This is a genomic window from Streptomyces sp. CA-251387 (genome assembly GCF_050936625.1).
GTDB lineage: Bacteria > Actinomycetota > Actinomycetes > Streptomycetales > Streptomycetaceae > Streptomyces.
Genome location: NZ_JBNJMJ010000001.1, coordinates 2,662,206 through 2,686,941, shown reverse-complemented (window position 1 = coordinate 2,686,941; position 24,736 = coordinate 2,662,206). Strand labels below are relative to the sequence as shown.

The 24,736-nt window shown below is 71.4% G+C and carries 24 protein-coding genes; 9 read left to right on the top strand and 15 right to left on the bottom strand.

Annotation, left to right across the window (positions count from 1 at the left end; all coding sequences use genetic code 11):
* Positions 1-37: 37 nt before the first annotated feature.
* The 6 genes from ACQEV2_RS11995 to ACQEV2_RS11970 all read right to left on the bottom strand — a co-directional run bounded on the left by ACQEV2_RS11995 (position 38) and on the right by ACQEV2_RS11970 (position 6,551).
* A complete protein-coding gene (locus ACQEV2_RS11995; RefSeq protein WP_433039330.1) occupies positions 38-1,033 on the bottom strand; it encodes a hypothetical protein in 996 nt (331 codons plus the stop codon).
* The gene (gene efeU, locus ACQEV2_RS11990) at positions 993-1,865 is read right to left on the bottom strand and encodes an iron uptake transporter permease EfeU (RefSeq protein WP_433039329.1); all 873 of its coding nucleotides are present in this window, start codon (positions 1,863-1,865) and stop codon (positions 993-995) included. The genes ACQEV2_RS11995 and efeU overlap by 41 nt, the downstream gene beginning before the upstream one ends.
* A gap of 6 nt (positions 1,866-1,871) precedes the next feature.
* Complete coding sequence (efeB, locus tag ACQEV2_RS11985) at positions 1,872-3,155, bottom strand: iron uptake transporter deferrochelatase/peroxidase subunit (RefSeq protein WP_433039328.1); 1,284 nt, start codon at positions 3,153-3,155, stop codon at positions 1,872-1,874.
* A gap of 15 nt (positions 3,156-3,170) precedes the next feature.
* Positions 3,171-4,325: an iron uptake system protein EfeO gene (efeO, locus tag ACQEV2_RS11980; protein ID WP_433039327.1), complete on the bottom strand. Its 1,155-nt coding sequence runs from the start codon at positions 4,323-4,325 to the stop codon at positions 3,171-3,173.
* A gap of 176 nt (positions 4,326-4,501) precedes the next feature.
* Entirely contained in the window at positions 4,502-5,320 is an 819-nt protein-coding gene (locus ACQEV2_RS11975; protein WP_433039326.1) for a heme ABC transporter ATP-binding protein, read from the bottom strand.
* A 145-nt stretch (positions 5,321-5,465) separates the two neighbouring features.
* Positions 5,466-6,551 (bottom strand): FecCD family ABC transporter permease, encoded by a 1,086-nt coding sequence (locus ACQEV2_RS11970; RefSeq protein WP_433039325.1) that lies wholly within the window; start codon positions 6,549-6,551, stop codon positions 5,466-5,468.
* A 107-nt stretch (positions 6,552-6,658) separates the two neighbouring features.
* On the opposite strand from ACQEV2_RS11970, the gene ACQEV2_RS11965 reads away from it, so the two are divergent.
* A complete protein-coding gene (locus ACQEV2_RS11965) occupies positions 6,659-7,303 on the top strand; it encodes a PhzF family phenazine biosynthesis protein (RefSeq protein WP_433039324.1) in 645 nt (214 codons plus the stop codon).
* Positions 7,304-7,316: 13 nt separating this feature from the next.
* Here ACQEV2_RS11965 and ACQEV2_RS11960 read toward each other — a convergent pair whose 3' ends face one another.
* Both ACQEV2_RS11960 and map read right to left on the bottom strand, forming a co-directional pair.
* Entirely contained in the window at positions 7,317-7,964 is a 648-nt protein-coding gene (locus tag ACQEV2_RS11960) for a heme oxygenase (biliverdin-producing) (protein WP_433039323.1), read from the bottom strand.
* Positions 7,965-8,078: 114 nt separating this feature from the next.
* A complete protein-coding gene (map, locus tag ACQEV2_RS11955) occupies positions 8,079-8,936 on the bottom strand; it encodes a type I methionyl aminopeptidase (protein WP_433039322.1) in 858 nt (285 codons plus the stop codon).
* Between the two features lie 69 nt (positions 8,937-9,005).
* Between map and ACQEV2_RS11950 the strand changes: the two genes are divergently transcribed.
* Positions 9,006-9,236: a hypothetical protein gene (locus ACQEV2_RS11950; RefSeq protein WP_433039321.1), complete on the top strand. Its 231-nt coding sequence runs from the start codon at positions 9,006-9,008 to the stop codon at positions 9,234-9,236.
* Here the strand turns inward: ACQEV2_RS11950 and ACQEV2_RS11945 are convergent, their stop codons facing one another.
* Together ACQEV2_RS11945 and ACQEV2_RS11940 are read right to left on the bottom strand one after the other, a co-directional pair.
* Entirely contained in the window at positions 9,237-10,520 is a 1,284-nt protein-coding gene (locus ACQEV2_RS11945; protein WP_433039320.1) for an MFS transporter, read from the bottom strand.
* Between the two features lie 60 nt (positions 10,521-10,580).
* Positions 10,581-11,183 carry a hypothetical protein gene (locus ACQEV2_RS11940; protein ID WP_433039319.1) on the bottom strand — a complete coding sequence of 201 codons (603 nt, stop codon included), beginning with the start codon at positions 11,181-11,183 and terminating at the stop codon, positions 10,581-10,583.
* A gap of 108 nt (positions 11,184-11,291) precedes the next feature.
* Here ACQEV2_RS11940 and ACQEV2_RS11935 point away from each other — a divergent pair, with 108 nt between their 5' ends.
* From ACQEV2_RS11935 to ACQEV2_RS11925, 3 genes are all read left to right on the top strand, one after another.
* A complete protein-coding gene (locus ACQEV2_RS11935) occupies positions 11,292-12,365 on the top strand; it encodes a sialidase family protein (RefSeq protein ID WP_433039318.1) in 1,074 nt (357 codons plus the stop codon).
* Positions 12,366-12,403: 38 nt separating this feature from the next.
* A complete protein-coding gene (npdG, locus tag ACQEV2_RS11930; protein ID WP_433039317.1) occupies positions 12,404-13,129 on the top strand; it encodes an NADPH-dependent F420 reductase in 726 nt (241 codons plus the stop codon).
* Between the two features lie 82 nt (positions 13,130-13,211).
* Positions 13,212-13,397 (top strand): hypothetical protein, encoded by a 186-nt coding sequence (locus ACQEV2_RS11925; protein WP_433039316.1) that lies wholly within the window; start codon positions 13,212-13,214, stop codon positions 13,395-13,397.
* Here ACQEV2_RS11925 and ACQEV2_RS11920 read toward each other — a convergent pair.
* On the bottom strand, positions 13,387-14,187 hold the full coding sequence (locus ACQEV2_RS11920) for a site-2 protease family protein (protein WP_433039315.1): 801 nt from the start codon (positions 14,185-14,187) through the stop codon (positions 13,387-13,389). The genes ACQEV2_RS11925 and ACQEV2_RS11920 overlap by 11 nt on opposite strands.
* Positions 14,188-14,290: 103 nt before the next feature.
* Here ACQEV2_RS11920 and ACQEV2_RS11915 point away from each other — a divergent pair, with 103 nt between their 5' ends.
* The gene (locus ACQEV2_RS11915; protein ID WP_433039314.1) at positions 14,291-14,857 is read left to right on the top strand and encodes a DUF6578 domain-containing protein; all 567 of its coding nucleotides are present in this window, start codon (positions 14,291-14,293) and stop codon (positions 14,855-14,857) included.
* Between the two features lie 192 nt (positions 14,858-15,049).
* Positions 15,050-18,637, top strand: coding sequence for an AfsR/SARP family transcriptional regulator (locus tag ACQEV2_RS11910; protein WP_433039313.1), 3,588 nt, complete (start codon positions 15,050-15,052; stop codon positions 18,635-18,637).
* A 39-nt stretch (positions 18,638-18,676) separates the two neighbouring features.
* Here ACQEV2_RS11910 and ACQEV2_RS11905 read toward each other — a convergent pair whose 3' ends face one another.
* The 4 genes from ACQEV2_RS11905 to panB form a co-directional block, all read right to left on the bottom strand.
* Positions 18,677-19,489: an ABC transporter permease gene (locus ACQEV2_RS11905; protein ID WP_433039312.1), complete on the bottom strand. Its 813-nt coding sequence runs from the start codon at positions 19,487-19,489 to the stop codon at positions 18,677-18,679.
* Positions 19,486-20,511: an ATP-binding cassette domain-containing protein gene (locus tag ACQEV2_RS11900; RefSeq protein WP_433039311.1), complete on the bottom strand. Its 1,026-nt coding sequence runs from the start codon at positions 20,509-20,511 to the stop codon at positions 19,486-19,488. Before ACQEV2_RS11900 ends, ACQEV2_RS11905 begins: the two co-directional genes overlap by 4 nt.
* Before the next feature lie 124 nt (positions 20,512-20,635).
* Positions 20,636-21,205 carry a DinB family protein gene (locus ACQEV2_RS11895; RefSeq protein ID WP_433039310.1) on the bottom strand — a complete coding sequence of 190 codons (570 nt, stop codon included), beginning with the start codon at positions 21,203-21,205 and terminating at the stop codon, positions 20,636-20,638.
* A gap of 126 nt (positions 21,206-21,331) precedes the next feature.
* Entirely contained in the window at positions 21,332-22,207 is an 876-nt protein-coding gene (panB, locus tag ACQEV2_RS11890) for a 3-methyl-2-oxobutanoate hydroxymethyltransferase (RefSeq protein ID WP_433039309.1), read from the bottom strand.
* 189 nt (positions 22,208-22,396) lie between these two features.
* On the opposite strand from panB, the gene ACQEV2_RS11885 reads away from it, so the two are divergent.
* Both ACQEV2_RS11885 and ACQEV2_RS11880 read left to right on the top strand, forming a co-directional pair.
* Positions 22,397-23,986: an MFS transporter gene (locus ACQEV2_RS11885; RefSeq protein WP_433039308.1), complete on the top strand. Its 1,590-nt coding sequence runs from the start codon at positions 22,397-22,399 to the stop codon at positions 23,984-23,986.
* A 99-nt stretch (positions 23,987-24,085) separates the two neighbouring features.
* On the top strand, positions 24,086-24,733 hold the full coding sequence (locus tag ACQEV2_RS11880; protein WP_433039307.1) for a TetR/AcrR family transcriptional regulator: 648 nt from the start codon (positions 24,086-24,088) through the stop codon (positions 24,731-24,733).
* The last annotated feature ends 3 nt before the right edge of the window (positions 24,734-24,736 follow it).

Sequence of the window (24,736 nt, the reverse complement as noted above, 5' to 3'; positions counted from 1 at the left end):
GCCGTAGCAGGCAGCTGAACTGCGCAGGAGCCCCGCGCTACTCGCCCTTCGCCGACGTCAGTCCCTGAATCCGGCCGAGGACGTCCACCTTCCCGGCGCCCTTCTTCGGGGTCAGCGCCGCCTCGTTGGAGACGATCTCCATCGTCAGCGACTGCTTGATCTCGCCTTCCGTCAGGGCCTCCACGGCCTTGTTCGGCGCGACGAGCGTGGTGCCGGTGTAGGCCGTCTGCTTCTCGAAGTGATGCGTGGTGAAGAACACCAGCGCGCCACCGTCCGCGGTGCGCAGTGCCAGCGGCGCGTAGTCGCCGTTCGTCCTCGGCTCGTCGATGTACTGCCTGACCAGGCCCGGCTTCTTGGCCTCCTTCGCCCGGTCCGCGCGCCACTTGCTGGTGTTCAGGCCGTCCGCGAAGGTGTTCCCGCCGTTCTTGAGGTAGTTCGCGTACGCCTTGCTCAAGTCCGCCGGCGCCACGGCCAGTTCGGCCGAGTTCGCCGGGACCGCCTCGGCCCAGCCGTCCTTGTCCGTCCTGAACTTCGGTACGTCGCCGGGGGCCATCAGGGTCAGATACGTCGCCTCCCACGGCTCGGACAGGCTGTTGCGGCTGAACACGAAGACCCAGCGCGCGCTGCCCCCCTTGTTGGCGGCCGCGTCCGCGACGAACCAGCGCGGCCAGCCCGCCTTCTTCGGGATCGTGAACTTGGCGTCCGACAGCTCCAGCGGGGTGTACGACGGATTGCCGCCGGGACTGGTCGCCTTGCTCGCCTTCAGCCGCGCCTCGAGTATGTCGCTGAGCGCGCCGGAGACGTGATCGGCCTCCAGGGAGATGTCGTAGGCCTTCTCGGCCTTGTTGTACGCGGTAGTGAACTGCTGGAGCGCCTTGGCGGCCTCCGCCTTGGTGGCCGAGGGGAGAATCTCCCTCTCCCCGTGGACCACCACGCATCCGCTCGCCGTCAACGACAAAGCGGTCACCGACGCCGCAATCAGTACGCTCCGGTCAAGCCTGCGGAGCCTTCGAGGGCCGCGTTCCCTGCTCATCAGGTCCCTTCACCTTCCCCTTCCCGGAGGCGAACCCTACCGGGGCCAGGAACAGCGCGAGCGTCGGGATCAGGTACAGCAGCCACACCGTGACCTGGAGGACGGTCGGGTCCGGCTGGAAGTTGAAGACGCCCTTCAGCAGGGTGCCGTACCAGCTGGACGGATCGATGGTGTCGCTGATGTCGAAGGCCTTGTTGCTCAGGCCCGGCACCCAGCGCGCTTCCTGCAGGTCGTGGAAGCCGTACGCCAGCACGCCCGCCGCCACGACGACCAGCATGCCGCCGGTCCAGGTGAAGAACTTGGCGAGGTTGATGCGCAGGGCACCGCGGTAGAACAGCCAGCCCAGGACGATCGCCGTGGCGATGCCCAGCGCGACGCCGATCAGCGGGCGCGGGGTGCCGTCGCCGGCCGCCCGCACCGACGCCCACACGAACAGGGCCGTCTCCAGACCCTCCCGGCCCACTGCCAGGAACGCCGTCGCGACCAGCGCACCCGTGCCCATCTGCAGGGCGGCGTCCAGCTTTCCGTGCAGCTCGGACTTCAGGTGCCGGGCGGTGCGCCGCATCCAGAACACCATCCACGTCACCAGGCCCACCGCGAGGATCGACAGGGAGCCGCCGAGCGCCTCCTGCGCCTCGAACGTCAGCTCCTGGGAGCCGAATTCGAGGGCGCAGCCGAAACCGAGGGCGAGCGCGACCGCGACGCCGATGCCGATCCAGATCGGCTTCAGCGCGTCCCGCCGGCCCGTCTTCACCAGGTAGGCGATGAGGATGCAGACGACGAGGCTGGCTTCCAGGCCCTCGCGCAGACCGATCAGATAGTTGGAGAACACGGTCCCTTACGCCTCCTCGGAGAACAGCGTGCTGCCCCACCAGTCGTCCTTGTCGCGGACGCCGGGCGGGACGGCGAAGACCGCCGAACCCACGTGCTGGATGTACTCGTTGAGCGTGTCCGTGGCCAGGTTGCGCTGGATCGGGATGAAGCCCTTGCGGACGTCGTTCTGGTACGCCAGGAAGAACAGGCCCGCGTCCAGGCGGCCCAGGCCGTCGGTGCCGTCGGTGAAGGAGTAGCCGCGGCGCAGGATCGTCGCCCCGTGGTTGGAGTCGGGGTGTGCGAGCCGGACGTGCGCGGTGGGCAGCATCGCCTTCAGGAACGGCTCGTCGCGCTCCTTGGCCTTGCCGACCGGGGCGCCCTCGCCCTTGTCACGGCCGATGATGTCCTCCTGCTCCTGCAGCGAGGTACGGTCCCAGGTCTCGATGTGCATGCGGATACGCCGGGCGACGAGATACGAGCCGCCCACCATCCAGTCGGGACCGGCCTTCTCGTCCACCCACACGAACTTCTTCAGCCGGTCCGTCTCGGTGCCCGCGATGTTGCGGGTGCCGTCCTTGAAGCCCATGAGATTGCGCGGCGTCTGCTCCTCCGGCGTCGTCGACGACGTCTTGCCGAAGCCGAGCTGCGACCACTTGATGACGACCTTGCCGAAGCCGATGCGGGCCAGGTTGCGGATCGCGTGCACGGCGACCTGAGGGTCGTCGGCGCAGGCCTGGATGCACAGGTCGCCGCCGCTGCGGTTCTTGTCGAGGTTGTCACCGGCGAAGTGCGGCAGATCGACGAGGGCTTCGGGCCGCCGGCCGGCGAGGTCGAACTTCTCGAACAGCGACGGACCGAACCCGATGGTGAGGGTCAGCCGTGACGGCTTCAGCCCCAGCGCCTCACCGGTGTCGTCCGGCGGCGCCTCGGCCAGACCGCCGTACGCGCCCTCGCCGACCGCCTGCCCGGCGGTCATCCGGCGCGCGGCCGCCGTCCAGTCCTTGAGCATCTGCACGAACGCGGCCCGGTCGTCGGTCTTCACGTCGAACGCGGCGAAGTGCAGCCGGTCCTGCACCGGGGTGGCGATGCCGGCCTGGTGCGTGCCGTGGAAGGCGACCGCGGCGCCCGTCGCGGCGCCGGCCGGGTCCACGTCGTTGCCGGTGCGGGTCATGGCGACCGTACCGCCGGCCGCGGCGGCCCCGAGCGCCAGGCCCGCACCGCCCCAGCCGATCAGCGCGCGCCGGGTGGGTGCCGTCGGGCCGCTGTCCGTGTCCGTGGGTGCCTTCGGGCTGCTGTCCGTGTCCGTCATGGCTTGGGCTCCCGGTTACTTCGCGACGGCGGCGGCGAGCTTGGACAGCGGCTCCGCAAGGGCGTTGACGCCGTCCGACAGCTCCTTCTGCTGGGCCTCGGTGACCTTGTCGTAGGAGACGAAGTCGTACGAGTTCTTGTCCGCGCGGTACTTGTCGAGCAGCGTGTTCAGCGCGGCGAACTGCTTGTCGAGCTCGGTGACCAGCGCCTGGTCGTTCTCCTTGGCGACCGGCTTCAGCAGCTCGTACGCCTTCTGCGCGCCCTCGACGTTGGCCTTGAAGTCGACCAGGTCGGTGTGCGAGTAACGCTCCTCCTCGCCGGTGACCTTGCCGGTGGCGACCTCGTCGAGCAGCTCCTTGGCGCCGTTGGCCATGGAGGTCGGGGTGATCTCGGCCTTGCCGACCCGCCCCTGCCAGTCCTTCAGGTCGGTGATCAGCTGGTCGGCGAGCTCCTTCTCCCGGTCGCCGATCTTCTTGTCCTTCCAGAGCGAGCGCTCCAGGCGGTGCCAGCCGGTCCAGTCCTTCTCCGGGTCCTGGCCGGCCTCCAGGCCGTCCTCGCGGACGTCGACCTTCGGGTCGATGTCGCCGAAGAACTCGGCGACCGGCTCGGTGCGCTCCCAGCCGATGCGGGAGGGGGCGTAGGCCTTCTTCGCGGCCTCGATGTCGCCGTCCTTGACCGCCTTGGCGAAGGTCTCGGCGAGCGGCAGGGTCTGGTCGGCCTGCTCCTGTGCGTACTCGCGATAGGCGGCGACGGCCTTGTCCAGCCGCGGGTCGCGCTTGGCGGCGGCGCCCCCGCCGGTGGCCTTGACGGTCTGGCGGATGCCGTCGCCCTTCATACCGGGCTTGCAGGCGATCGTGTAATTGCCCGCCTTCACCTCGGCGGTGACGGTCTGCTTGGTGCCGGGGCCTATGTTCTCGCGCTCGGTGACGATGCGGTCGTCCGGGAAGAGGATGTAGACCTCGGTGACCTTGGAGCCCTTGTTCTCGATGGCGAGCTCGACGTGCCCGGCCGGGAACTCCTTCTTCGACACCTCGCACTTGTCGTCCGTCGCGGTCACGTTGATGACGCGGTCGCCGCCCTCCGAACTGCCTTTCTCGGTGCAGCCGGTGACGGCGGTGAACGCCGCCACGGTCGTGGCGGCGACGACGGCGGACAGTCTGAAGGGGCGCATTTCGGCTCCAAGGAGGTACCTAGCGGGCACACAGATAAGGTGAGATTCCCCAAACTTATCTGAGGCTTACCTCACCAAAACCGGTACGTCCAGTGAAGCTTCTCTCATCGACGGCGTACGAGCACAGCTTGATCACGGAGGCTCAAAACAGCCCCCATGGTCCGGTCAAGGGGCGGTCAAGCGAGCCGTTTCGGGGTGATCAGGACGGCCCCGGTCCGCGGATGCGGGAACACCTCGACCGGCTGCTGGTAGACGTCCGACAGCAGCCGCTCCTCGAAGACCTCGGCCGGCGGACCCCCGGCCGCGACCCGGCCGGCGCACAGTAGCGCGACCCGGTGTGCGTAGGCCGCCGCGAGCCCCAGATCGTGCAGTACGACGACCACCGCGTCCCCGGCCCGCGCCCGCTCCCGGCACACCCTCAGCACCAGCTCCTGATGCCGCAGGTCCAGCGCCGCCGTCGGCTCGTCGAGCAGCAGCAGCGGGGCGCGCTGGGCGAGCACCCGGGCGAGCGCCACGCGGGCCCGCTCCCCGCCGCTGAGCGCGGAGAACGGCCGTACGGCGAAGGCGGTCACCTCGGTGGCGGCCATCGCCTCGGCCACGGCGAGGTCGTCCTCCGCGGGCGAGGAGACGTGGGGTGCGCGGCCCATCCGTACGACGTCCGCCACGGCGAAGGGGAAGGACAGCGTCGCCGACTGCGGCAGAACCGCGCGACGCAGGGCGAGTTCGGCGGGGGACCAGTCGGTCGCCGGGCGGCCGTGGATCCGTACGACACCCGCGGCGGCCGGGAGGTCGGCGGCCAGGGCGCTCAACAGGGTGGACTTTCCCGCGCCGTTGGGGCCGACGAGGGCGAGGACCTCGCCGGCGCGGACGGTCAGGTCGACGCCGTGGAGCACCTCGCGGGGGCCGAGGCGGACGTGGAGGTTGGCGGCCTCCGCGAGGATGTCGCCGGGCTTCGCGGGCGGTGGGGGTGCGGGGTGGGGGCGGAGGAGTCTCATATGTGGGCTTCCTGGGCGGGGCGGGGTTTCGAGTCGTCGATTGCGGCTGGGGTGCCGAATGTCTGGCTCGGTCGCCTTCGGGGCGCCACATGCCGGTGTCGTCGGCCCGGTGAGGTGGGTGGGCTCTTGCTCGGCGTTGTGCTCGTCATGCCCAACCGCCCTGGCGGCGCCGCGTCCTGCGCAACAGCCAGAAGAAGAACGGGCTGCCCAGCAGTGCGGTGAGGACGCCCAGCGGCAACTCGGCGGGAGCCGCCACCGTGCGGGCCGTCAAGTCCGCGGCGAGGAGCACCACCGCTCCGAGCAGGGCGCTGCCCGGCACCAGGAACCGGTGCCCGGGGCCCGCGGCCATCCGCAGCAGATGCGGCACGACCAGGCCGACGAAGCTGATGATCCCGGAGACGCTCACGGCGGCCGCCGTCAGCAGCGCGATGACGAGCACGAGGACGATCCGCAACCGCTCCACGTCCACGCCCAGATGCCGCGCGGGCCGCTCGCCCAGGGCCAGCAGGTCCAGCCGGCGGGCGTACAGCGGCGCGACGGCCAGCCCGAGTGCCGCGCACGGCAGCACGGCCAGCACCTTCGGCCAGGTCGCCTGGGAGAGCGAGCCGAGCTGCCAGAAGGTGATCTGCTGGATGGCCGCGGCGTCCGCGAAGAACAGGAACAGCCCGATCACCGCTCCGCCGAAGGCGTTCACCGCGATGCCGGTGAGGATGAGCGTGACGACTTCCGTACGGCCGCCCGAGCGCGACATCGCGTACACGAGCAGCACGGTGACGAGCCCGGCGGCGAAGGCGAACACGGAGACCGTCCAGGTCCCGAGGAAGTCGACGCCGAGCGCGATCGCACCGACCGCGCCCACCGCCGCGCCCGACGAGACACCGATGACGCCGGGCTCGGCGAGCGGGTTGCCGAACACGCCCTGCATCAGCGCGCCCGCGCAGCCGAGGGAGGCGCCGATGAGCAGCGCGAGCACGATGCGCGGGAACCGGACGTTCCAGAGCACCGACTCGGCGACCCGGTCGAGCTCCGTGCCGCCGAGGCCGATGCGGTGCTGCAGGGAGGCGAGGACGTCGCCGACGGGGACCGGGTAGGCGCCGATGGCTGCGGCGATCGGGGTCAGGGCGAGGAGGACGGCGATCAGGGCGGTGGCCAGGAACCACGTGGTGGGGCGGCGTCTGGGGGGTGGGGTGTCCGAGGTGGTCGCGGGGGCGGCCTCTTCCAGTACGGTCACGCGGGTAGTTTAGGTTAGGCTTACCTTCATTCGCTAATGGTTGATGAGTAAGGCCGTTGCTGCGCCTGCGCCGACCTGGCCGCCCCGCACGATGCTTCAATGCCCCCGTGACTGACTACGACGTCCTCCGCGTCTTCTGCGGCCCCACGGGTGGATACGGCAACGAACTCGGCGTCGTCCGTGACGGATCGGTGATGCCCGAGCGGAGCGACCGGCAGGCGTTCGCGGCCAAGCTGGGGTTCAGTGAGACCGTGTTCGTCGATGACCCCGAGCGCGGGGTGATCGACATCTATACGCCGACTCTGCGGTTGCCCTTCGCCGGGCACCCCTGCGTCGGGACGGCCTGGCTGCTCGACGTGCCTGAACTGGTCACCCCGGCCGGCGTCGTGGGGGCGCGGCTGGACGGGGAGTTCAGCTGGATCGAGGCGCGGGCGGAGTGGGCCCCGCCGCGCACCCTGCGCCAGTGCGCGACGGCCGCCGAGGTCGATGACCTGGACGTCCCGCCGCCCGGTGAGTGGATCTACGCCTGGGCCTGGGAGGACGAGGCGGCCGGACGGATCCGGGCCCGCGCCTTCCCCGGCCGTGCCGACGGCATCGAGGAGGACGAGGCCACGGGCGCCGCGGCGCTGCTCCTCACGGACCGGCTGGGCCGCGCCCTGAACATCACGCAGGGAGCGGGGTCGCAGATCCTGACGGCACCGCAGCCGGGGGGTTGGGTGGAGGTCGGGGGCCGCGTTTTTCTGGAGCGGTAGCCCCCGGAGGCGGTCACGCCGACAGGCGGAACTCCTCGCCCAACGCCTGGAAGACCCCGGTGTTCAAGGCGAACGCCTTCTTGCACTCGGTCACGATCCGCTGCCTCTCCAGGTCGTCGGCGTGCACCGCGTCCAGCAGCTCGCGGTAACTGCGCTTGAACGCCGCCGGGTTGGGGATTGCGTCGAAGACGTAGAACCGGACCCCGTCGCCCTTCTTGGCGAAGCCCCACGTCTTCTCCGCCTTGTCGCGGATGATCTGGCCGCCGGAGAGGTCGCCGAGGTAGCGGGTGTAGTGGTGGGCGACGTAGCCGCCCGGCCAGCGCTCGGCGCACTCGCGCACCCGGTCCGCATACGTCCGCGTCGCCGGGAGCGCCGACAGCCCCGCCCGCCAGTGCGGACCCCGCAGATGCGCCAGGTCCCGCTCCAGCGCCGGCAACCGGAACAGCTCCGGCCGGACGAAGGGGCCCGCCATCGGATCCGACGCCAGCCGCTCGGCCCCGGCCTCCAGCGCCTCGTACACGAACCACAGCTGCTCGGTGTACCGCGCGTACGCGTCGACGCCGAGCCGTCCGCCGAGCAGGTCGCTCATGAACGTCGAGGTCTCGGCCTCCACGTGCTGTTCATGGGACGCCGTGCGGATGAGTGTCGAGAAGGAGTCCATGAGCCATATCCTCTAAGGTAAGGCTAACCTAAGTCAATAGGCTTGCCGACACTCTGTCGGTAAAAGACTACAAGAGAAAGCCCGCCCCGGCAGGGCGGGCTCGGTGATCGCTGATCAGGGGAGCGTCAGGATCTCCGCCCCTGTCTCCGTCACCACCAGCGTGTGCTCGAACTGCGCCGTCCGCTTGCGGTCCTTCGTGACGACCGTCCAGCCGTCGTCCCACATGTCGTACTCGTGCGTCCCGAGCGTCAGCATCGGCTCGATCGTGAAGGTCATGCCGGGCTGCATCACCGTCGTCGCGTGCGGGCTGTCGTAGTGCGGGATGATCAGGCCCGAGTGGAAGGAGGAGTTGATGCCGTGGCCGGTGAAGTCGCGGACCACTCCGTAGCCGAAGCGCTTGGCGTACGACTCGATCACGCGGCCGATGACGTTGATCTGGCGGCCCGGCTTGACCGCCTTGATCGCGCGGTTGAGGGACTCGCGGGTGCGCTCCACCAGCAGGCGGCTCTCCTCGTCGACGTCTCCCACCAGGTACGTGGCGTTGTTGTCGCCGTGCACCCCGCCGATGTACGCCGTCACGTCGAGGTTGATGATGTCGCCGTCGCGCAGCACCGTGGAGTCCGGGATGCCGTGGCAGATCACCTCGTTGAGCGAGGTGCACAGGGACTTGGGGAAGCCTCGGTAGCCGAGCGTGGAGGGGTAGGCGCCGTGGTCGCACATGTACTCGTGCGCCACCTTGTCCAGCTCGTCCGTCGTCACACCGGGCGCGATCAGCTTCGCCGCCTCGGCCATCGCCTGCGCGGCGATCCGGCCGGCGACACGCATCGCCTCGATGGTCTCCGGGGTCTGCACCTCCGGACCCGAGTACGGCGTCGGCGCGGGCTTGCCGACGTACTCGGGGCGGCGGATGTTTCCGGGTACGGAACGGGTGGGAGAGAGCTCCCCTGGAACGAGCAGCGACTGGCCAGACATGCCAGCGAGTCTAAGACAGCGGCCATGGGGGACCATGTCCGTGGCGAGCCCAGGCGAAAGGAGCCGGTCATGGCCCTGTTCAAGAAGCGGACGGTCGGGAAGCCGGGGGAGTGGTACTACTGCCTCGTGCACAAGAAGGTCGAGGAGGGGCCGGAGTGCCCGGCCAAGGACCGCTTCGGGCCGTACACCTCCCGGGAAGAGGCCCAGCACGCCATGGACCTCGCGCGCGAGCGCAATCTCGAGTGGGAGAACGACCCCCGGTGGCACGACGCCCCGGCCGGGCCGGCTGACGAGGACTGATCAGCCCCGCGCAGGTGCCGGTGCGGTGGCCGCCGCCCGCTGCTGCCGCAGCCGTACCGCATGCTCGTTGGTGCGCGCGTCGTACGACATCAGCTTCGGCAGACACAGCGCCAGCAGCCCCACCGCGCCCACGCACAGCAGCCCTCCCGACCACACGGACGTCCGGACGCCCTTCCAGGCGGCGACGCCCCCCACATAGGTCTGGCCGAGCTGCGGTCCGACCGAGTACGACAGCAGCTCGATCCCGGCGAGCCGGCCGCGCAGCTCGTCCGGGATCGTCTGGTTCCACATCACCCCGCGGAAGATGCCGCTGACCATGTCGGCGGCGCCGCCCAGCGTCAGGAACAGCAGCACCAGCCATACGCTGCCGCACACACCGGCGGCCGCGATTGCCACGCCCCACAGCGCGGCCGACACGACGACGGCCCGCCCGTGCCGGTGGACCCGTGAGGTCCAGCCGCTGGTCAGGCTCACCAGCATCGCGCCGGCCGGGACGGCCGCGTACATCAGACCGAGCGACCACGGGGCGTCCAACTCGTCCGCCAGGAACGGCAGTACGGCGAGCGGCATCGCGAAGAGCATCGCCGCCATGTCGATGACGTACGTGCCGAGGAGCTCCTTGCGGCTCCAGGCGTAGCGGGCGCCCTCGGCGATGGCCTTGAGGGACGGCTTCGCCGCCGCGTGGGAGGCGGGGGAGGGGGCGATGCCGAGGGTGAGCAGGACGGAGGCGACGAAGGTCAGCAGGTCCGCGCCGTAGGCCCAGCCGAGCCCCGCGTACGCCACGACCACCCCGGCCAGGGCCGGGCCCGCCACGCCGCCGACCTGCCAGCGCAGCGCGTTCAGTGAGGCGGCGGCCGGGAGGTGCTCGTGGGCCACGATCCGGGGCCACAGGGCGTCCAGGGCCGGGCGCTGGACCGAGACGAGGGCCGAGGACAGGGCGGCGACGGCGTACAGCGGCCAGACGGCCGGGCTCGGCAGCACCGCGTTGACCAGCAGCGCCGCGCTCAGCACCGCCTGCCCGGCCTCCGTCCACACGATCAGCTTCCGCTTGTCGAGGGCATCGGCGAGCGCGCCCCCGTACAGCCCGAACACGATCAGCGGCACCAGCTCCACGGCCCCGATCGCCCCGACCGCCGCGGCCGATCCGGTGAGCTCCTTGATCTGCACCGGCAGCGCGACGAAGGTCAGGAAACTGCCGAAGGAGGAGATCAGTCCGGCGAGCCACAACCTGCGGAAGTCGGCGGAGGCCCGCCAGGGCGCGAGGTCGGGCAGTACGGAGGTCACGAGGGGCCATGTTCGGGTGAGGCCGGAGCCGGGGGCAACCGCTTTTGTGAGCGGGCGGCATCACCAGCGCGCAGGTGGCGGTGCCGTCAGCAACTCCGCCAGCTGTGCCAGACGGTCCCGGAAGCGTCGGCGCCCCCTAGGAGAGGGCAGCGCGTTCTCCCCGGCCGCCGCGCTCACCAGGTGCTGCACCGTGTCCAGGTCCAGCTCCGCACCCTCCGGCACGGCCAGCGCCTCATGTGCCAGGGCCGTCAACTCCCGCTCCTCGGCGCCGAGCGCCAGCACCGTCGCCCCGGCCTGCCGGGCATCGTGCACCCGCTCCAGCAGCGGTGCCCCGGGCCCGCCCGGCGACACCACCAGCAGCGTCTCCCCGCGCCGCGCCGCCGCCAACCGTCCCAGGCCCACCGCCAGATGCGCCGGATCCGAGGCACGCGCGCCATGCCGTACGAGGGTCGGGGCCAGCTCCGGCGTGCCGGACCACGCGGCCTCGTCCACCAGATGGGCCGCCAGATGCCACGGCTCGTACTCCGGTGTGCCGACCAGCAGCAGGCCACCGCCGTGCGCCACCGCCGACGCCCGCAGGGTCCCCGCGAACCGCCGCGTGGACCCCAACCACTCGGTCCCGGCGAGCACTTCACGGAGCAGCGCGACACGTACGGCGTCCATGTGCCGCATCCTGCCGCAACCGTCCACTCGTGACCCCGAGTTCACCTCGAATTCGCCCGGTACGGGGAAGCAGAGGGGCCCGGCGGCCATGTGTGAGGAGTACGAGTCATGACCGAGACCAGCGTCCCCTTCCGCGCGGGCCAGGAGGGGTATGCCTCCTTCCGTATCCCGGCCGTCGTCGTCAGTCACCGGGGCACGGTGCTCGCCTTCTGCGAGGGCCGGGTCGACTCGGCCCGCGACCACGGCCACATCGACATCGTGCTGAAGCGGTCGACGGACGGCGGTCACACCTGGGGCCCGCTCAAGGTGGTCGCCGACAACAACTGGCACCTCGCCGGCAACCCGGCCCCCGTCGTCCTCGACACCGGCCGCATCCTGCTCGTCTATATCCGCAACCACGCCACCGCCACCGAGGACGCCATCCTGCGTGGCGAGGTGAACGACGACGACGGGCGTCGCATCTGGGTGCGCCACAGCGACGACGACGGCCTCACCTGGTCGAGCTCCAAGGAGATCACCGCGCAGGTGAAGAAGCCGGGCTGGCGCTGGTACGCCACCACGCCCGGCCACGCCATCCAGCTGAGCACCGGCCGGGTCGTCGTCCCCGCCAACCACACGATCCCGCCCACCGGCACCGACACCGGCACGGAGGCCAGGTACAACAGCGGCCACTGTCTGCTCAGCGACGACCGCGGCGCCACCTGGTACCTCGGCTACCTCGACGAGAACACCGACGGCTACGTGAACGTCAACGAGACCACCGCCGCCGAACTCCCCGACGGCCGCGTCTACTTCAACACCCGCAACGACTCCCCGTCCCCCGGCAACCGCGCCGACGCCCACTCCGAGGACGGCGGACGGACGCTGGTCAAGCCCTTCCGCCCGCAGGCCGGCCTCGTCGCCCCCATCTGCGAGGGCAGCGTGCTCCAGCTCCGCGACCCCGACGTCCTGCTCTTCTCCGGCCCTGCCGACCCCGCCGCCCGCGCCCTGATGACCATCCGCGCCTCCACCGACGGCGGCACCACCTGGCGGCCCGTGCACACGGTGGACGGTCTCCCCGCCGCCTACTCGGACCTCGTACGGATCGACGCCGCCACGGTCGGACTCCTCTACGAGACCGGCGACTTCGGGCCGTACGAGACCATCACCTTCCGGCGGGTGCCGGTGACGCGGCTCACCTGAGCCGCTCGGGGTGCGCGGGACGGACGTAAAGTCTGCCCATGACCTCTACCGACAGTGCACAGCAGCCCACCGACGCGCCCGCGAAGGCCCCGGCCAAGGACCCCTGGGACCTCCCCGACGTCTCCGGGCTCGTCGTCGGCGTGCTCGGCGGGACCGGGCCGCAGGGCAAGGGCCTCGCCTACCGGCTCGCCCGGGCCGGCCAGAAGGTGATCATCGGTTCGCGGGCCGCCGAGCGTGCCCAGGCCGCCGCCGAGGAGCTCGGGCACGGCATCGAGGGCGCCGACAACGCCGAGTGCGCGCGGCGCAGCGACATCGTGATCGTCGCCGTGCCGTGGGAGGGCCACGGCAAGACGCTGGAGTCCCTGCGCGAGGAGCTGGCCGGCAAGCTGGTCGTCGACTGCGTCAATCCGCTCGGCTTCGACAAGAAGGGCGCCTACGCGCTCAAGCCGGAGGAGGGCAGCGCCGCCGAGCAGGCCGCCGCCCTGCTGCCGGACTCCCGGGTGACGGCGGCCTTCCACCACCTGTCGGCGGTCCTGCTGCAGGACCCGGAGATCGACGAGATCGACACGGATGTGATGGTCCTCGGCGAGGTGCGGGCGGACGTCGAGATCGTCCAGGCGCTGGCCGGCCGTATCCCCGGCATGCGGGGGATCTTCGCGGGGCGGCTGCGCAACGCCCACCAGGTGGAGTCGCTGGTCGCGAACCTGATCTCGGTGAACCGCCGGTACAAGGCGCACGCCGGGCTCCGCGTCACGGACGTCTGAGCCGATGGGGGACACTGGCTTCACCAAAGCAGTCCAAGCAGTCCAGCAGTGCAAGCAGTGTCCCCCGACAGGAGCCGACCCCATGCCCCGCCTCGCCTACTACACCCTGATCGTCTGTGTGCTCTCCGTGGCCGCGGCGGTCGTGTCCTTCGTCCAGGGCAGCTGGCTCGGGATCGTGTGGGTGCTGCTGGCGGGGCTGTCGTCGAACATGACGTGGTACTACGTCAAGCGCGCCAGGGACGAGCGGCGGGGCTCGGTCACCGGCTGATCGAGCAGAACTCGTTCGTGTCCTGCCAGAAGCGGAACAGGTCGTAGCCGCAGTACGTGTCGAGGTCGCTGATCCCGAGGCCGCGCAGGACGGCGTCGACCATGTCGAAGAACGCGCCGTTCACCGACGGCACCCACAGCAGCGCGAACACGAACAGCAGGCCGAACGGGGCGAACGGCTCCACCTGGCGCCTGATGTTCTGCGACAGCCAGGGCTCGACCACGCCGTAGCCGTCCAGGCCCGGGACCGGCAGGAAGTTCAGGATCGCGGCCGTGACCTGGAGCAGCGCGAGGAAGGCGAGCGCGAAACGGAAGTCCCCCGGGACGCCGTCGAGCGCGTCCAGCCAGAACGGGGCGGTGCAGACGACGGCGAAGAGGACGTTGGTCAGGGGTCCCGCCGCCGAGATCAGACTGTGCCGCCAGCGCCCCCGGATCCGCCCGCGCTCGATGAAGACGGCGCCGCCGGGGAGGCCGATGCCGCCCATGATCACGAAGATGACGGGCAGCACGATGCTGAGCAGCGCGTGGGTGTACTTCAGCGGGTTGAGCGTGAGATAGCCCTTCGCCCCGACCGAGATGTCGCCGCTGTGCAGGGCGGTACGCGCGTGTGCGTACTCGTGCAGACACAGGGACACGATCCACGCGGCGGTCACGAACAGGAACACGGCCAGACCGGGCTGCGCGGCGAACCCGGTCCAGGTGGCCCAGCCCGTCACCGCCGTGACGGCCAGGATCCCGACGAAGACGGGGCTGATCCGCCGGTCGCTGCGGCGGGTGAGGGCGGTGGTCATGAGGAGCGGCTCCTGGGGGACGGGACGTCGGGCCTGCCCGACCGTACCGGGCGCACGGGGAAAACGTCTCGCGGTGAGCGGTGGTTCCGTAGAGGGTGGGGGCATGGGGCTTTGGCATGTCTTCTACGAGGACTGGCAGATGGAGTGCTGCGGTACGCCGTTCAAGGTGGGCGACGAGGTGAGCTGGCCGCTGCTGTTCACGGACGCGGACGACGCCCTCGGCGGCGGCTGGGACGACGAGCTCTCCAAGATCGTGGGACCGGTGGAGGAGTTGCCGGACGACGAGGACGGCTCGGTGTGGGTCCTGCGGGACGAGACGGGGCTCACTGTGGCCCTGGGCGGGGAGACCGGTGCCGACGTGGGACCGGGGGACCGGATCCGGCTGGTCGGCCTCCTCGCGGTGGAGACGCACGGGGGCGAGTGGCCCGAGGTGAGCGGCCGTGTGCGGGCGGTGCGGGTGGTGACCCAGCAGTACGCCGAGACGGCACCGGGCTCGCGGTCCTGGGAGCCGGTGAGGGGGCCCGGGGCGCGGCGGCTGCGGTCGGTGGACGCGTGCCCGAAGTGGTTCGCCGACGGGATGCCGGGCGAGCGGGGGCGGCGGTCGGTGGACGCGGGGGTGGTGGTGACGCTGGAGGTGCCGGACGGGGGTGCGAGGGGACCGAAGCCGTGAGTGCGCGGCGACCGGGGCGCCTCACACGCCCGGCCCGTGTTCTCGCCGCGACCGCGCTCGGCGGCACGGCGGCGTCCGGCTGTGCCCTGTTCGCCGTAGCCGCCGCCCCTCCCGCGCCACTCCTCGCCCCGATACGTCATGATCTCCCCGCCCTGCCCAACCCTGTGACCTTCCCCTGACCGACCGGAGACAATGGACCCCGTGCGCTATCGCATCCTCGGCACGACCCAGGCGCTCCGCCCCGACGGCACCCCCGTTCCGGTGGGCGGAGCGCGGTTGCGTGCTCTGCTGACCGTGCTGGCGCTGCGGGTCGGACGTACCGTGCCCGTGAGCGTGCTGGTCGACGAGGTGTGGGACGGGGATTCGCCCGCCGATGCCACGGGGGCGCTGCAGGCGCTGGTGGGGCGGTTGCGCAGGGCCCTCGGCGCGGATGCCGTCGCCTCGGTGGACGGCGGCTACCGCCTCGCCGCCGCGCCCGACGACATCGACCTGCACCGCTTCGAACGCCTCGCCGGCGAGGGCACGCGCGCGTTGGCCGACGGCGACCCCGCCAAGGCGGCGGTCGTCCTCGACGACGCCCTCGCCCTGTGGCACGGCCCCGCCCTCGCCGACCTCCCCGACCGCACCGCCGAGTCGGCCCGCTGGGAGACCCGGCGCCTCGACGCCCTGCGCGCCCGGCACGCCGCCGGCCTCGCCCTCGGCCGCGCCGACGAGTCCCTCCCCGAGCTGACCGCCCTGTGCGACACGCACCCCCTGGACGAGCCCCTCCAGGCCCTCCGCCTGCGCGCCCTGCGCGACGCGGGCCGCACGGCGGAGGCCCTGGCCGCCTATGAGGAGGTACGACGACTGCTGGCGGACCGGCTCGGTTCCGACCCTGGGCCGGAACTACGGGCGCTGCACGGGGAGTTGCTCCGGGCGGGGCAGGGTGCGCACGGGGGAGGGGCCGGCGCACGTGCGCGCGACGGGGACGGGCAGGGGACCGGCCCGCACGCCGACGCGGGGGCCCGCCGGCCGACGTCCTGGGGTACGGGCACGGGCGTGTCTGACGCATGGACCGGCGCGGGCACGGGCGTGTCTGACGCGTCGACCGGCGCGGGCACGCGTGCGTCCGATACGCCGAACGGCGCGGGCTCGCGCACCGCCGGCACGTCGACCGGCCCCGGTGCTCCCGCTCACCGCGATGCCCGCCGCACGGCAGCGCCCGACCGGACCCGCACCCTCGACTCCCCGGCCAGCCGTGGCACATCGCCTGCCGCTGCCCCGACCCCACCCGCGCCCACCGGCAACCTCCGCGCCCGTCTCACCTCCTTCGTCGGCCGGGAGGCGGACATCGAGGCCATCCGCGGTGATCTCGGCACCGCCCGGCTCGTCACCCTGCTCGGTCCCGGCGGTGCCGGGAAGACACGGCTGTCGCAGGAGGCCGGTGAGACCGTGCGGGACGCCGCCCCGGACGGGGTGTGGCTGGCCGAGCTCGCGCCGGTCGACGACCCGCAGGCCGTACCGGAGGCCGTGCTCACCGCCGTCGGCGCCCGCGAGACCGTGCTGTACGGCGCCGGGGCCGAGGCCATGCGGGCCGGGTCCGACCGGCACGACGACCCCGTCGAGCGGCTCGCCGAGCACTGCGGCAAGCGCCGCATGCTGCTGATCCTCGACAACTGCGAGCATGTCGTCGAGGCCGCCGCCCGCCTCGTGGAGGAGCTGCTGGAGCGGTGCCCGGAGCTGACGGTGCTCGCGACGAGTCGTGAACCCCTCGGCGTACCCGGGGAGTTGCTGCGGCCCGTGGAGCCGCTGCCGGAGCCGGTGGCGCTGAAGCTGCTCGCCGACCGGGGGGCCGCGGCGAGGCCCGGGTTCCGGATCGCGGACGATCCGGAGGCGTGCGCGGAGATCTGCCGGCGACTCGACGGGCTGCCCCTCGCCATCGAGCTCGCGGCCGCCCGCCTCCGCATGCTGACCCCACGTCAGATCGCCGACCGGCTCGACGACCGCTTCCGGCTGCTCACCTCGGGCAGCCGTACCGTCCTGCCCCGCCAGCAGACCCTCCGCGCGGTCGTCGACTGGTCCTGGGAGCTGCTGGACGAGGACGAACGGGACGTGCTGCGACGGCTGTCGGTGTTCGCCGGCGGGTGCGATCTCGCCGCCGCCGAGGCCGTGTGCGGACCGGGCGCACTGGACGCGCTCGGCTCGCTCGTGGACAAGTCCCTCGTGGTGGCCGCCCCTTCGAGCGACGGCGAGATGCGCTACCGGCTGCTGGAGACCGTCGCCGAGTACGCGGGCGAGCGGCTCGACGAGAGCGGGCGGCGCGGCGAGGCCGAGCGCACGCACCTGACGTACTACCGCGAACTCGCCCGCACCACGGAGCCGTTGCTGCGCGGCGCCGGTCAACTCGCCGCCGTCCAGCGGCTGGAGCGCGAGAGCGAGAACGTCCGCGCCGCCCTGCACCACGCCGTCGCCCTGCGCGACGAGCAGGAGGCGATGTGCCTGGTGCTGTCGATGGCCTGGTACTGGCAGATGCGCGACCAGCGCATCGTCGCCCGCAACTGGTGCCGGGAGATCCAGGATCTCGGGCCCGACCCCTTCATCGAGCCCGTCCGGCCCGCCGCCCCGCTGTGGGAGCGCTGCACGGCCACGCCGCCCCCCTGGACGGGTGAGGTCCTCGCAGAGGCCCGGCGCGGCGTCCACCTGGTCCATCTCGCCTGCATGGACACCGAGTTGGACGCCTGGCAGACCCCTGAGCGGCAGAAGAAGCTGCGCGTCATCAGCGAGACGTACGAGCCCGGACTCCCGCAGGGCTGCCGGTTCCCCGGCTCCCTGTGGTTCTACGCCGTCCTGCTCACCGGGGACGTGGCGCGGGTCCGGGAGATCGTCGACGCCGCCATCGACACCTGCCGCTGTGTGCCCGGATACGAGTGGGACCTCGCCGCCGGTCTGCAGATGCGGGCCAATCTGCTCGCCAACCGCACCGAGTGGAGCGGCGACGCCACCCGCGACGCCGACGAGTCGCTGGCCATCTACCGCCGCCTCGGTGATCTGTGGGGCACCGCGGAGGCACTCGCCGCGCGCGCCGAGGCACAGGAGCGCCGGGGCGAGTACCGCGCGGCCGCCGCCGACTACCGGGCGGCGATCGAACACGCCGAATGCCTCGGCGCCCGCGCCCAGGTGGGCGTGCTCAGCGCCCGGCTCGGCGCCGCCCTGATCGAGTCCGGCGAGACCGAGCGGGGAGAGCGTCTGCTGCGCGAGGTCATCGAGCAGGGGGGCGGCGTCACCGAACACGCGATGCCCTTCGCCCGGCTGATCCTGGCCGGCCGGCTCGGCATGACCGACCGGGTTCCCGAGGCGCGTGAGCATCTCCGGCTGTTGCGCGAGCAGTTCAAGATCGCCCACTTCATCATCTTCGACGCCTTCATCCTCGGTGCCGAGGCCTGGCTGGACGCGGTCGACGGCCGCTACCCGGAGTCCCTGGACAGGATCAGGCGCGCCCTGGAACGCGCCGGGGACCCGCTGTCCCAGGCCATCGCCCCGCAGATGCGCTCCGCGTACCTGACCACCGCCGCGTTCGCCCTCGCCCGCGTCGACGGCGGCCGCCGGGCCCGTGACGCCGCCCGCTGCCTCGGCGCCGCCGACGCGCTGCTGCCGCCCCGGCACGTCCCGTCGTCCCAGGAGCGCGAGGTGTACGACCGGGCGGTGGCGCGCACGCGCGCGGTGCTAGGCGACGCGGCCTACGAGGCGGCGTACGCGGAGGGCGGCGGCCTCTCCGCCGAGGAGGCCGCCGCCCTGGTCTGACGCACACCGACACGCACCGACGCGGGCCGGGTCCGTACGTCAGCTCTTCGTCCGGAACTTGTGGATCGCGACCGGCGCCATCACCGCCGTGATGGCCACCGACCAGGCGAGCGTCACCCACAGGTCGTGCGCGACCGGCCCGCCCACCATCAGGCCACGCGCGGCGTCCGCGAGCGTGGACAGCGGGTTGTAGTCGGTGAAGGCCTGCAGCCAGCCCGGCATCGACGTCGTCGGCGCGAAGATCGACGAGCCGAACTGCAGCGGGAACAGCACCAGGAAACCCATCGCCTGCACGGACTGCGCGTTCTTCATGATCACGCCCAGGGTGAGGAACACCCACATGATCGACGAGGCGAACGCCGTGGACAGGGCCACGGTCGCGAACAGCCCGGGCCAGTTGGTGATGTCGAACCCGACGGCCACGGAGACGATCATCAGCACGGTCGTCGCGAACAGCATCCGCAGCAGCTCCACCGAGATCTTCGCGAAGAGCACCGAGCCGCGCCCGATCGGCAGGGACCGGAAGCGGTCCATGACACCGGAGTTGAAGTCCTGGCTGAAGCCGGTGCCGACGCCCTGGGACAGCGTCATGCTCATCATCGCGATCATGCCGGGGATCACGTACTGCACGTACTGTTCCTGCCCGCCGCCCAGCGCCTGCCCGATCGAGCCGCCGAAGACGAACACGAACAGCAGGGTGAAGATGACCGGCATCAGCAGCGCGTCGGCCATCGACTCCGGGTCCTGACGGATCCACAGCAGATTGCGGCGGACGAGGGCCCCGGTGTGCCGCAGGTGCCCGCGCAGCGAGATGCGGGCGTCGTCGGTGGTGGTGACGGTGGCGGCGCTCATACGGCGACCTCCTCGCGGTCGTCGGCGGGCACGGCGTCCTGCGGCGCACTGGCGCGGTGGCCGGTGAGGGACAGGAACACCTCGTCCAGGCTGGGCAGTTCGGTGGTGATGGAGGCGAGCGTGATGCCGCGCGCGGTGACGGCACCGACGATCGCGGTGAGCTGCTCGTCGCTGAGGACCGGGACGAGCAGCGTGCCGGTCTCGGTGTCCACGGTGGTGGTGGCGAGCCCGGTGATGCCGAGCTCGTCCAGGTACCCGGCGAGGGGCCGCAACTGCAGGGCGTCGGCCGGCCGGACGCGCAGGGTCCGCCCGCCGACCTTCGCCTTGAGCTCCTCGATGCCGCCGCCCGCGATGACCTTGCCCCGGTCGACGACCGTCAGCTCGGAGGCGAGCTGCTCGGCCTCCTCCATGTACTGGGTGGTCAGCAGCACGGTCACACCGTCCCCGACCATGGCCTTGACCTCGTCCCACACCTCGTTGCGGGTGCGCGGGTCGAGCCCAGTGGTCGGCTCGTCCAGGAACAGCACCTTGGGCCGCCCGATCATGGAGGCGGCGAGATCGAGCCGCCGCCGCATACCGCCGGAGTACGTGGCGGCGGGCCGCTTGGCCGCCTCCGTGAGGGAGAACCGCTCCAGCAGCGCGTCGGCACGCGCGCGTGCCTCCTTGCGGGGCAGGTCCAGCAGCCGGCCGATGAGGTACAGGTTCTCCCACCCCGGGAGCTTCTCGTCCACGGAGGCGTACTGCCCGGTGAGCCCGATCACCCGCCGCAGCTGCCGGGGCTGCCGTACGACGTCGTAGCCGGCGACGGTGGCCTGTCCGGCGTCCGGCGCCAGCAGCGTGGACAGGATCCGCACCAGGGTGGTCTTCCCGGCGCCGTTCGGCCCGAGCACGCCCATGACGGTGCCTTCACGCACCGTGAGGTCAACACCGTCCAGAGCCTTGGTCTCGCCGTAGTGCTTGACCAGCCCCCGCACGGATACGGCGCTGCTCACGCCGTCGGGGTTCTTGTCGATTCGCGTCATGGGGACGACGGTGTCAGGGCCCACCGACAAACGACCGACAGATCACCGACATGGCCTACAGGGCGCCGACAGGGCGGATCCGTCCCCCGCCCGGACCCGCCTCCCGCCCGGGTCGGTCACCGGCTCATTGGCCGACCCGCCCGTCCACGCACTCGCGCAACAGGTCGGCATGCCCGCAGTGGCGGGCGTACTCCTCGATCCGGTGCACCAGGAGCTCACGCACCGCGAACCCCTCCTTGCCCAGCCGCTCGCCCAGATCCGGGTGCTCGGCCAGCGCGGCGTCGGTCGCCGCCTGCTCGCGCTCCAGATCGGCGTACGCGGCGTCCACCACGGCCTGCTCGGCGACGGCTCCGAGGAAGTCCCCGTCGGGATCGCCGTACAGCTTCGGCAGCGGATCGCCCTCGGTGATCCAGTTGCGCCAGTCCCGTTCCGTCTCGGCGAGGTGCCGGATCAGGCCGAGCAGGGACATCGTCGAGGGCGGAACCGAACGGCGGGAAAGTTGCTCCGGGTCCAGGCCCTCGCACTTCATCCGCAGGGTCATGCGGTAGTTCGTCAGGAAGTCCTGCAGCGTCGCGAGCTCGCCGTCCGGACTGACCCCGTCGCTGTTGCGGGGGTCGTCGTCGGGGTCGACCCACATGTCGGGGTAGGTGGTCGCCTGGCTCCATCGTGCGGGTTCGTCAGTCATGCGGCTCATGCTGGTGCGGGAAGTGCCGGGCCCGCCAGTGGGTTTCGGGGAGAAGAGGGCGCCCCGCCGACGGGGGAAGATCGGCGGGGCGCTGTGGTGCCGCAGTGGTTCAGGGGTGTCGGAGCCCGGAAGGGCTCAGTGGACCGAGTGCTCCTCCTGCGGGAACGTTCCGCCCACCACGTCCTCCGCGAACGCCTTCGCCGCGTTGCCCATGACCTCGCGGAGGTTGGCGTACTGCTTGACGAACTTGGGGACCCGGCCGCCGGTCAGGCCCAGCATGTCCGTCCAGACCAGCACCTGGGCGTCCGTCTCCGGACCGGCGCCGATCCCGACCGTCGGGATGTGCAGGATCCGCGTCACCTCGGCCGCCAGCTCCGCCGGCACCAGCTCCAGGACGACCGCGAACGCGCCCGCGTCCTGGACCGCCTTCGCGTCCCGCAGCAGCTGCGCGGCCGCCTCCTCGCCGCGGCCCTGAACGCGGTAGCCCATGGCGTTGACGGACTGCGGGGTCAGGCCGATGTGGGCCATGACCGGGATGCCGGACTCGACCAGCAGCTCGATCTGGCGGTGCGAGCGCTCGCCGCCCTCCAGCTTCACCGCGCCGACCCCGGCCTCCTTCACCAGCCGGGTCGCCGAGCGCAGCGCCTGCACCGGGCCCTCCTGGTAGGAGCCGAAGGGCAGGTCGCCGACGATCAGGGCGCGCGAGGTGCCCCGTACGACGGCGGCCGACAGCATGGTCATCTCGTCGAGCGTGACGGGCACGGTGGTGTCGTACCCGAGGTGACAGTTGCCCGCGGAGTCGCCGACGAGCATGACCGGGATGCCGGCCTCGTCGAACACGGACGCGGTCATCGCGTCGTACGCGGTGAGCATGGGCCACTTCTCGCCCCGCTCCTTGGCGAGAGCGATGTCGCGGACGGTGATGCGGCGGGTGCCCTTCCCCCCGTACAGCGCCTTGCTGCCGTCGGAAGGCTTCGCCTGAGGCGTCTGGGCAGCCGAGAGCTGCGTCATGGCAACGGCTCCTTCATGTCATCTCGAGGCGCCCTGACGGCGTCCCCGGACCGTCTCCATGGTGGCACTTCGTGCCAGGGAGGGCCAGGCCTCCCGCTGTGAGTTCCGCCCCCCGGCCCTGCGTAAGATGTCGGCAAAAATTTACGATACGAGACGGTGCCGTATCGAAAATCGCCTACGCTCGACGGCATGACTTCTCCCGTCCCTGACACCGGCCCCCGGATACCGGAAGCCGTGCACCGGCGCCGCTGGGCGATCCTCGGCGTGCTGATGCTCAGCCTGCTGATCGTCGTCCTGGACAACTCGATCCTGAACGTCGCCATCAAGACCATCTCGACCCCGGCCCCGACCGGCCTGGGCGCCACGCAGAGCGAGCTGGAGTGGGCGATCAACGCCTACACCCTCGTCTTCGCCGGCCTGCTGTTCAGCGCCGGTCTCCTCGGCGACCGGCTCGGCCGCAAGAAGGTCCTGCTGGGCGGGCTCGCCGTGTTCGGCGTCGGCTCCGCGCTCGCCGCCTTCTCCGGCTCGCCCGGCGAGCTCATCGCCTTCCGCGCGGTGATGGGCCTCGGCGCCGCGTTCGTCATGCCGGCCACCCTCGCCGTCCTCATGAACGTCTTCGAGCGGGACGAGCAGCCGAAGGCCATCGGCATCTGGGCGGGCGGCGTCGGGCTCGCCATCGCCATCGGGCCCATCACCGGCGGCGTCCTGCTCGACCACTTCTGGTGGGGCTCGGTCTTCCTCATCAACGTGCCGATCGTGCTCCTCGCGCTCGCGCTGATGCTGTGGCTGGTCCCCGACTCGCGTGACCCGGACCCGGGCCGCATGGACCCCGTCGGCGTCGTGCTCTCCGTGGTCGGCCTGGTCCTGCTCGTCTACGGCATCATCAAGGGCGGCCAGCTCGCCGACTTCACGGACCCGACGGTCCTCGCGACGATCGCCTCCGGTCTCGCCGTCCTCGTCGGCTTCGTCGTGTTCGAGAAGCGCAGTGACCATCCGTCCATCGACGTCACGTACTTCAAGAACAAGGTCTTCTCGGCCGCGATCGGCGTCATCGCGCTGGTCTTCTTCGCCCTCATGGGCGTGACCTTCTTCTCGGTCTTCTACACCCAGAGCGTGCGCGGCTACTCACCCCTGCAGACCGGTCTGCTGATGCTGCCGCTCGCCGCCGCCCAGATGATCTTCGCGCCGCGCGCCCGGCTCGTCGTCGACCGGTTCGGCAACCGGGCCACCACCACCGGCGCCATGCTGCTCATCGCCGCCACCCTGGCCGCGTTCGCCACGTTCGAGGCGGACACGCCGATCTGGCTCCTGGAGGTCGTGTTCTTCCTGATGGGCGCCGCCATGGCGCACATCATGACCCCGGTCAGCGTCGTCATCATGCAGGCCCTGCCCCGCGAGAAGGCCGGCTCCGCCTCCGCCCTCAGCAACACCTTCCGCCAGGTCGGCGGCGCGCTGGGCATCGCCGTACTGGGCTCCGTCCTGTCGACCGCGTACCGCGGCGGCATCGAGGACCGGCTCACGGCGCTGCCGGAGGACGTACGGCACACGGCGGGCGAGTCCATCGAGGCCACGCTCGGCGTCGCGGCCCGGCTCGGGCAGCGGGGCGAGGCCCTCGTCGGCCCGGCCCACGACGCCTTCCTGCACGCCATGCATGTGACGGCGCTGTGGGGAGCGGGCATCGCCGTGCTCGGCGCGGTGGTCGTGGCGCTGTTCCTGCCGGGGCGGCCGACGGCGCCTCAGGAGGGGGAGCCCGAGCGGGAGTTGGCCGCCGCGGAGTAGAAACTGAGCAGGACAAGGACACGCGCCGACGCGGCCTTCGCGTACGACGGCGCCGTACACGGGGGAGAATCAGCCCAGCCCAGGAAAGGACCGAACCCAGTGAGCCTCGCCGACAGCCATCCCCGGCACGACGGCCCCACCCGGGGCCGCCCCCGCAGCGAGGTCGTGGAGCGGTCCATCATCGAGGGCGTCATGAAGCTGTTGGAGGAAGGCGTACCGCTCGCGGAACTCTCCATCGAGCGCATCGCCCGCACGGCCGGCGTCGGCAAGGCCACCATCTACCGCCGCTGGAGCGGCAAGGAGGAGCTCTTCGTCGACGTCGTGCGCACCGCGGAACCCCCGGACCCAGAACTCCCGGGCACCTCGCTGCGCGACGACCTCGTGGCGTTCCTGGAACAGATGCGCCAGCGCGGACTGATGACCCGTTCGTCGGCCCTCCTGCGCAGCGTGTTCTCCCAGGTGAAGAGCAGCCCGAAGCTCTGGGACGCCTATCACACGATCGTCGTCGAACCGCGGCGCAGGAAGCAGGTCGCGCTCCTGCGCCGCGCGCAGGAGAACGGCGAGCTGCGCACGGACATCGACGCCGAGTTGATGAACGACCTGTTCATAGGGCCGATGCTGATGCGCACGGTCATGCGGGCGGACACCGTCCTGCGGGCGGACGGTGACCTCCCGGAGGGGCTGTCGGAGCAGATCGTCGACGCCGTTCTCGAAGGTCTACGGCCCGTCAGTTCGCGCACCTCGTAGATC

Coding starts and splice junctions, on each gene's coding strand:
- ACQEV2_RS11925 (WP_433039316.1), top strand. CDS start 13,212: ATGCCCCGCCTCGCCTACTACACCCTGATCGTCTGTGTGCTCTCCGTG.
- ACQEV2_RS11940 (WP_433039319.1), bottom strand. CDS start 11,183: ATGGACGCCGTACGTGTCGCGCTGCTCCGTGAAGTGCTCGCCGGGACC.
- ACQEV2_RS11960 (WP_433039323.1), bottom strand. CDS start 7,964: ATGGACTCCTTCTCGACACTCATCCGCACGGCGTCCCATGAACAGCAC.
- efeO (WP_433039327.1), bottom strand. CDS start 4,325: ATGCGCCCCTTCAGACTGTCCGCCGTCGTCGCCGCCACGACCGTGGCG.
- efeB (WP_433039328.1), bottom strand. CDS start 3,155: ATGACGGACACGGACAGCAGCCCGAAGGCACCCACGGACACGGACAGC.
- ACQEV2_RS11895 (WP_433039310.1), bottom strand. CDS start 21,205: ATGAGCCGCATGACTGACGAACCCGCACGATGGAGCCAGGCGACCACC.
- ACQEV2_RS11885 (WP_433039308.1), top strand. CDS start 22,397: ATGACTTCTCCCGTCCCTGACACCGGCCCCCGGATACCGGAAGCCGTG.
- ACQEV2_RS11900 (WP_433039311.1), bottom strand. CDS start 20,511: ATGACGCGAATCGACAAGAACCCCGACGGCGTGAGCAGCGCCGTATCC.
- panB (WP_433039309.1), bottom strand. CDS start 22,207: ATGACGCAGCTCTCGGCTGCCCAGACGCCTCAGGCGAAGCCTTCCGAC.
- ACQEV2_RS11935 (WP_433039318.1), top strand. CDS start 11,292: ATGACCGAGACCAGCGTCCCCTTCCGCGCGGGCCAGGAGGGGTATGCC.
- ACQEV2_RS11950 (WP_433039321.1), top strand. CDS start 9,006: ATGGCCCTGTTCAAGAAGCGGACGGTCGGGAAGCCGGGGGAGTGGTAC.
- ACQEV2_RS11995 (WP_433039330.1), bottom strand. CDS start 1,033: ATGAGCAGGGAACGCGGCCCTCGAAGGCTCCGCAGGCTTGACCGGAGC.
- ACQEV2_RS11905 (WP_433039312.1), bottom strand. CDS start 19,489: ATGAGCGCCGCCACCGTCACCACCACCGACGACGCCCGCATCTCGCTG.
- ACQEV2_RS11915 (WP_433039314.1), top strand. CDS start 14,291: ATGGGGCTTTGGCATGTCTTCTACGAGGACTGGCAGATGGAGTGCTGC.
- npdG (WP_433039317.1), top strand. CDS start 12,404: ATGACCTCTACCGACAGTGCACAGCAGCCCACCGACGCGCCCGCGAAG.
- ACQEV2_RS11910 (WP_433039313.1), top strand. CDS start 15,050: ATGGACCCCGTGCGCTATCGCATCCTCGGCACGACCCAGGCGCTCCGC.
- map (WP_433039322.1), bottom strand. CDS start 8,936: ATGTCTGGCCAGTCGCTGCTCGTTCCAGGGGAGCTCTCTCCCACCCGT.
- ACQEV2_RS11975 (WP_433039326.1), bottom strand. CDS start 5,320: ATGAGACTCCTCCGCCCCCACCCCGCACCCCCACCGCCCGCGAAGCCC.
- ACQEV2_RS11920 (WP_433039315.1), bottom strand. CDS start 14,187: ATGACCACCGCCCTCACCCGCCGCAGCGACCGGCGGATCAGCCCCGTC.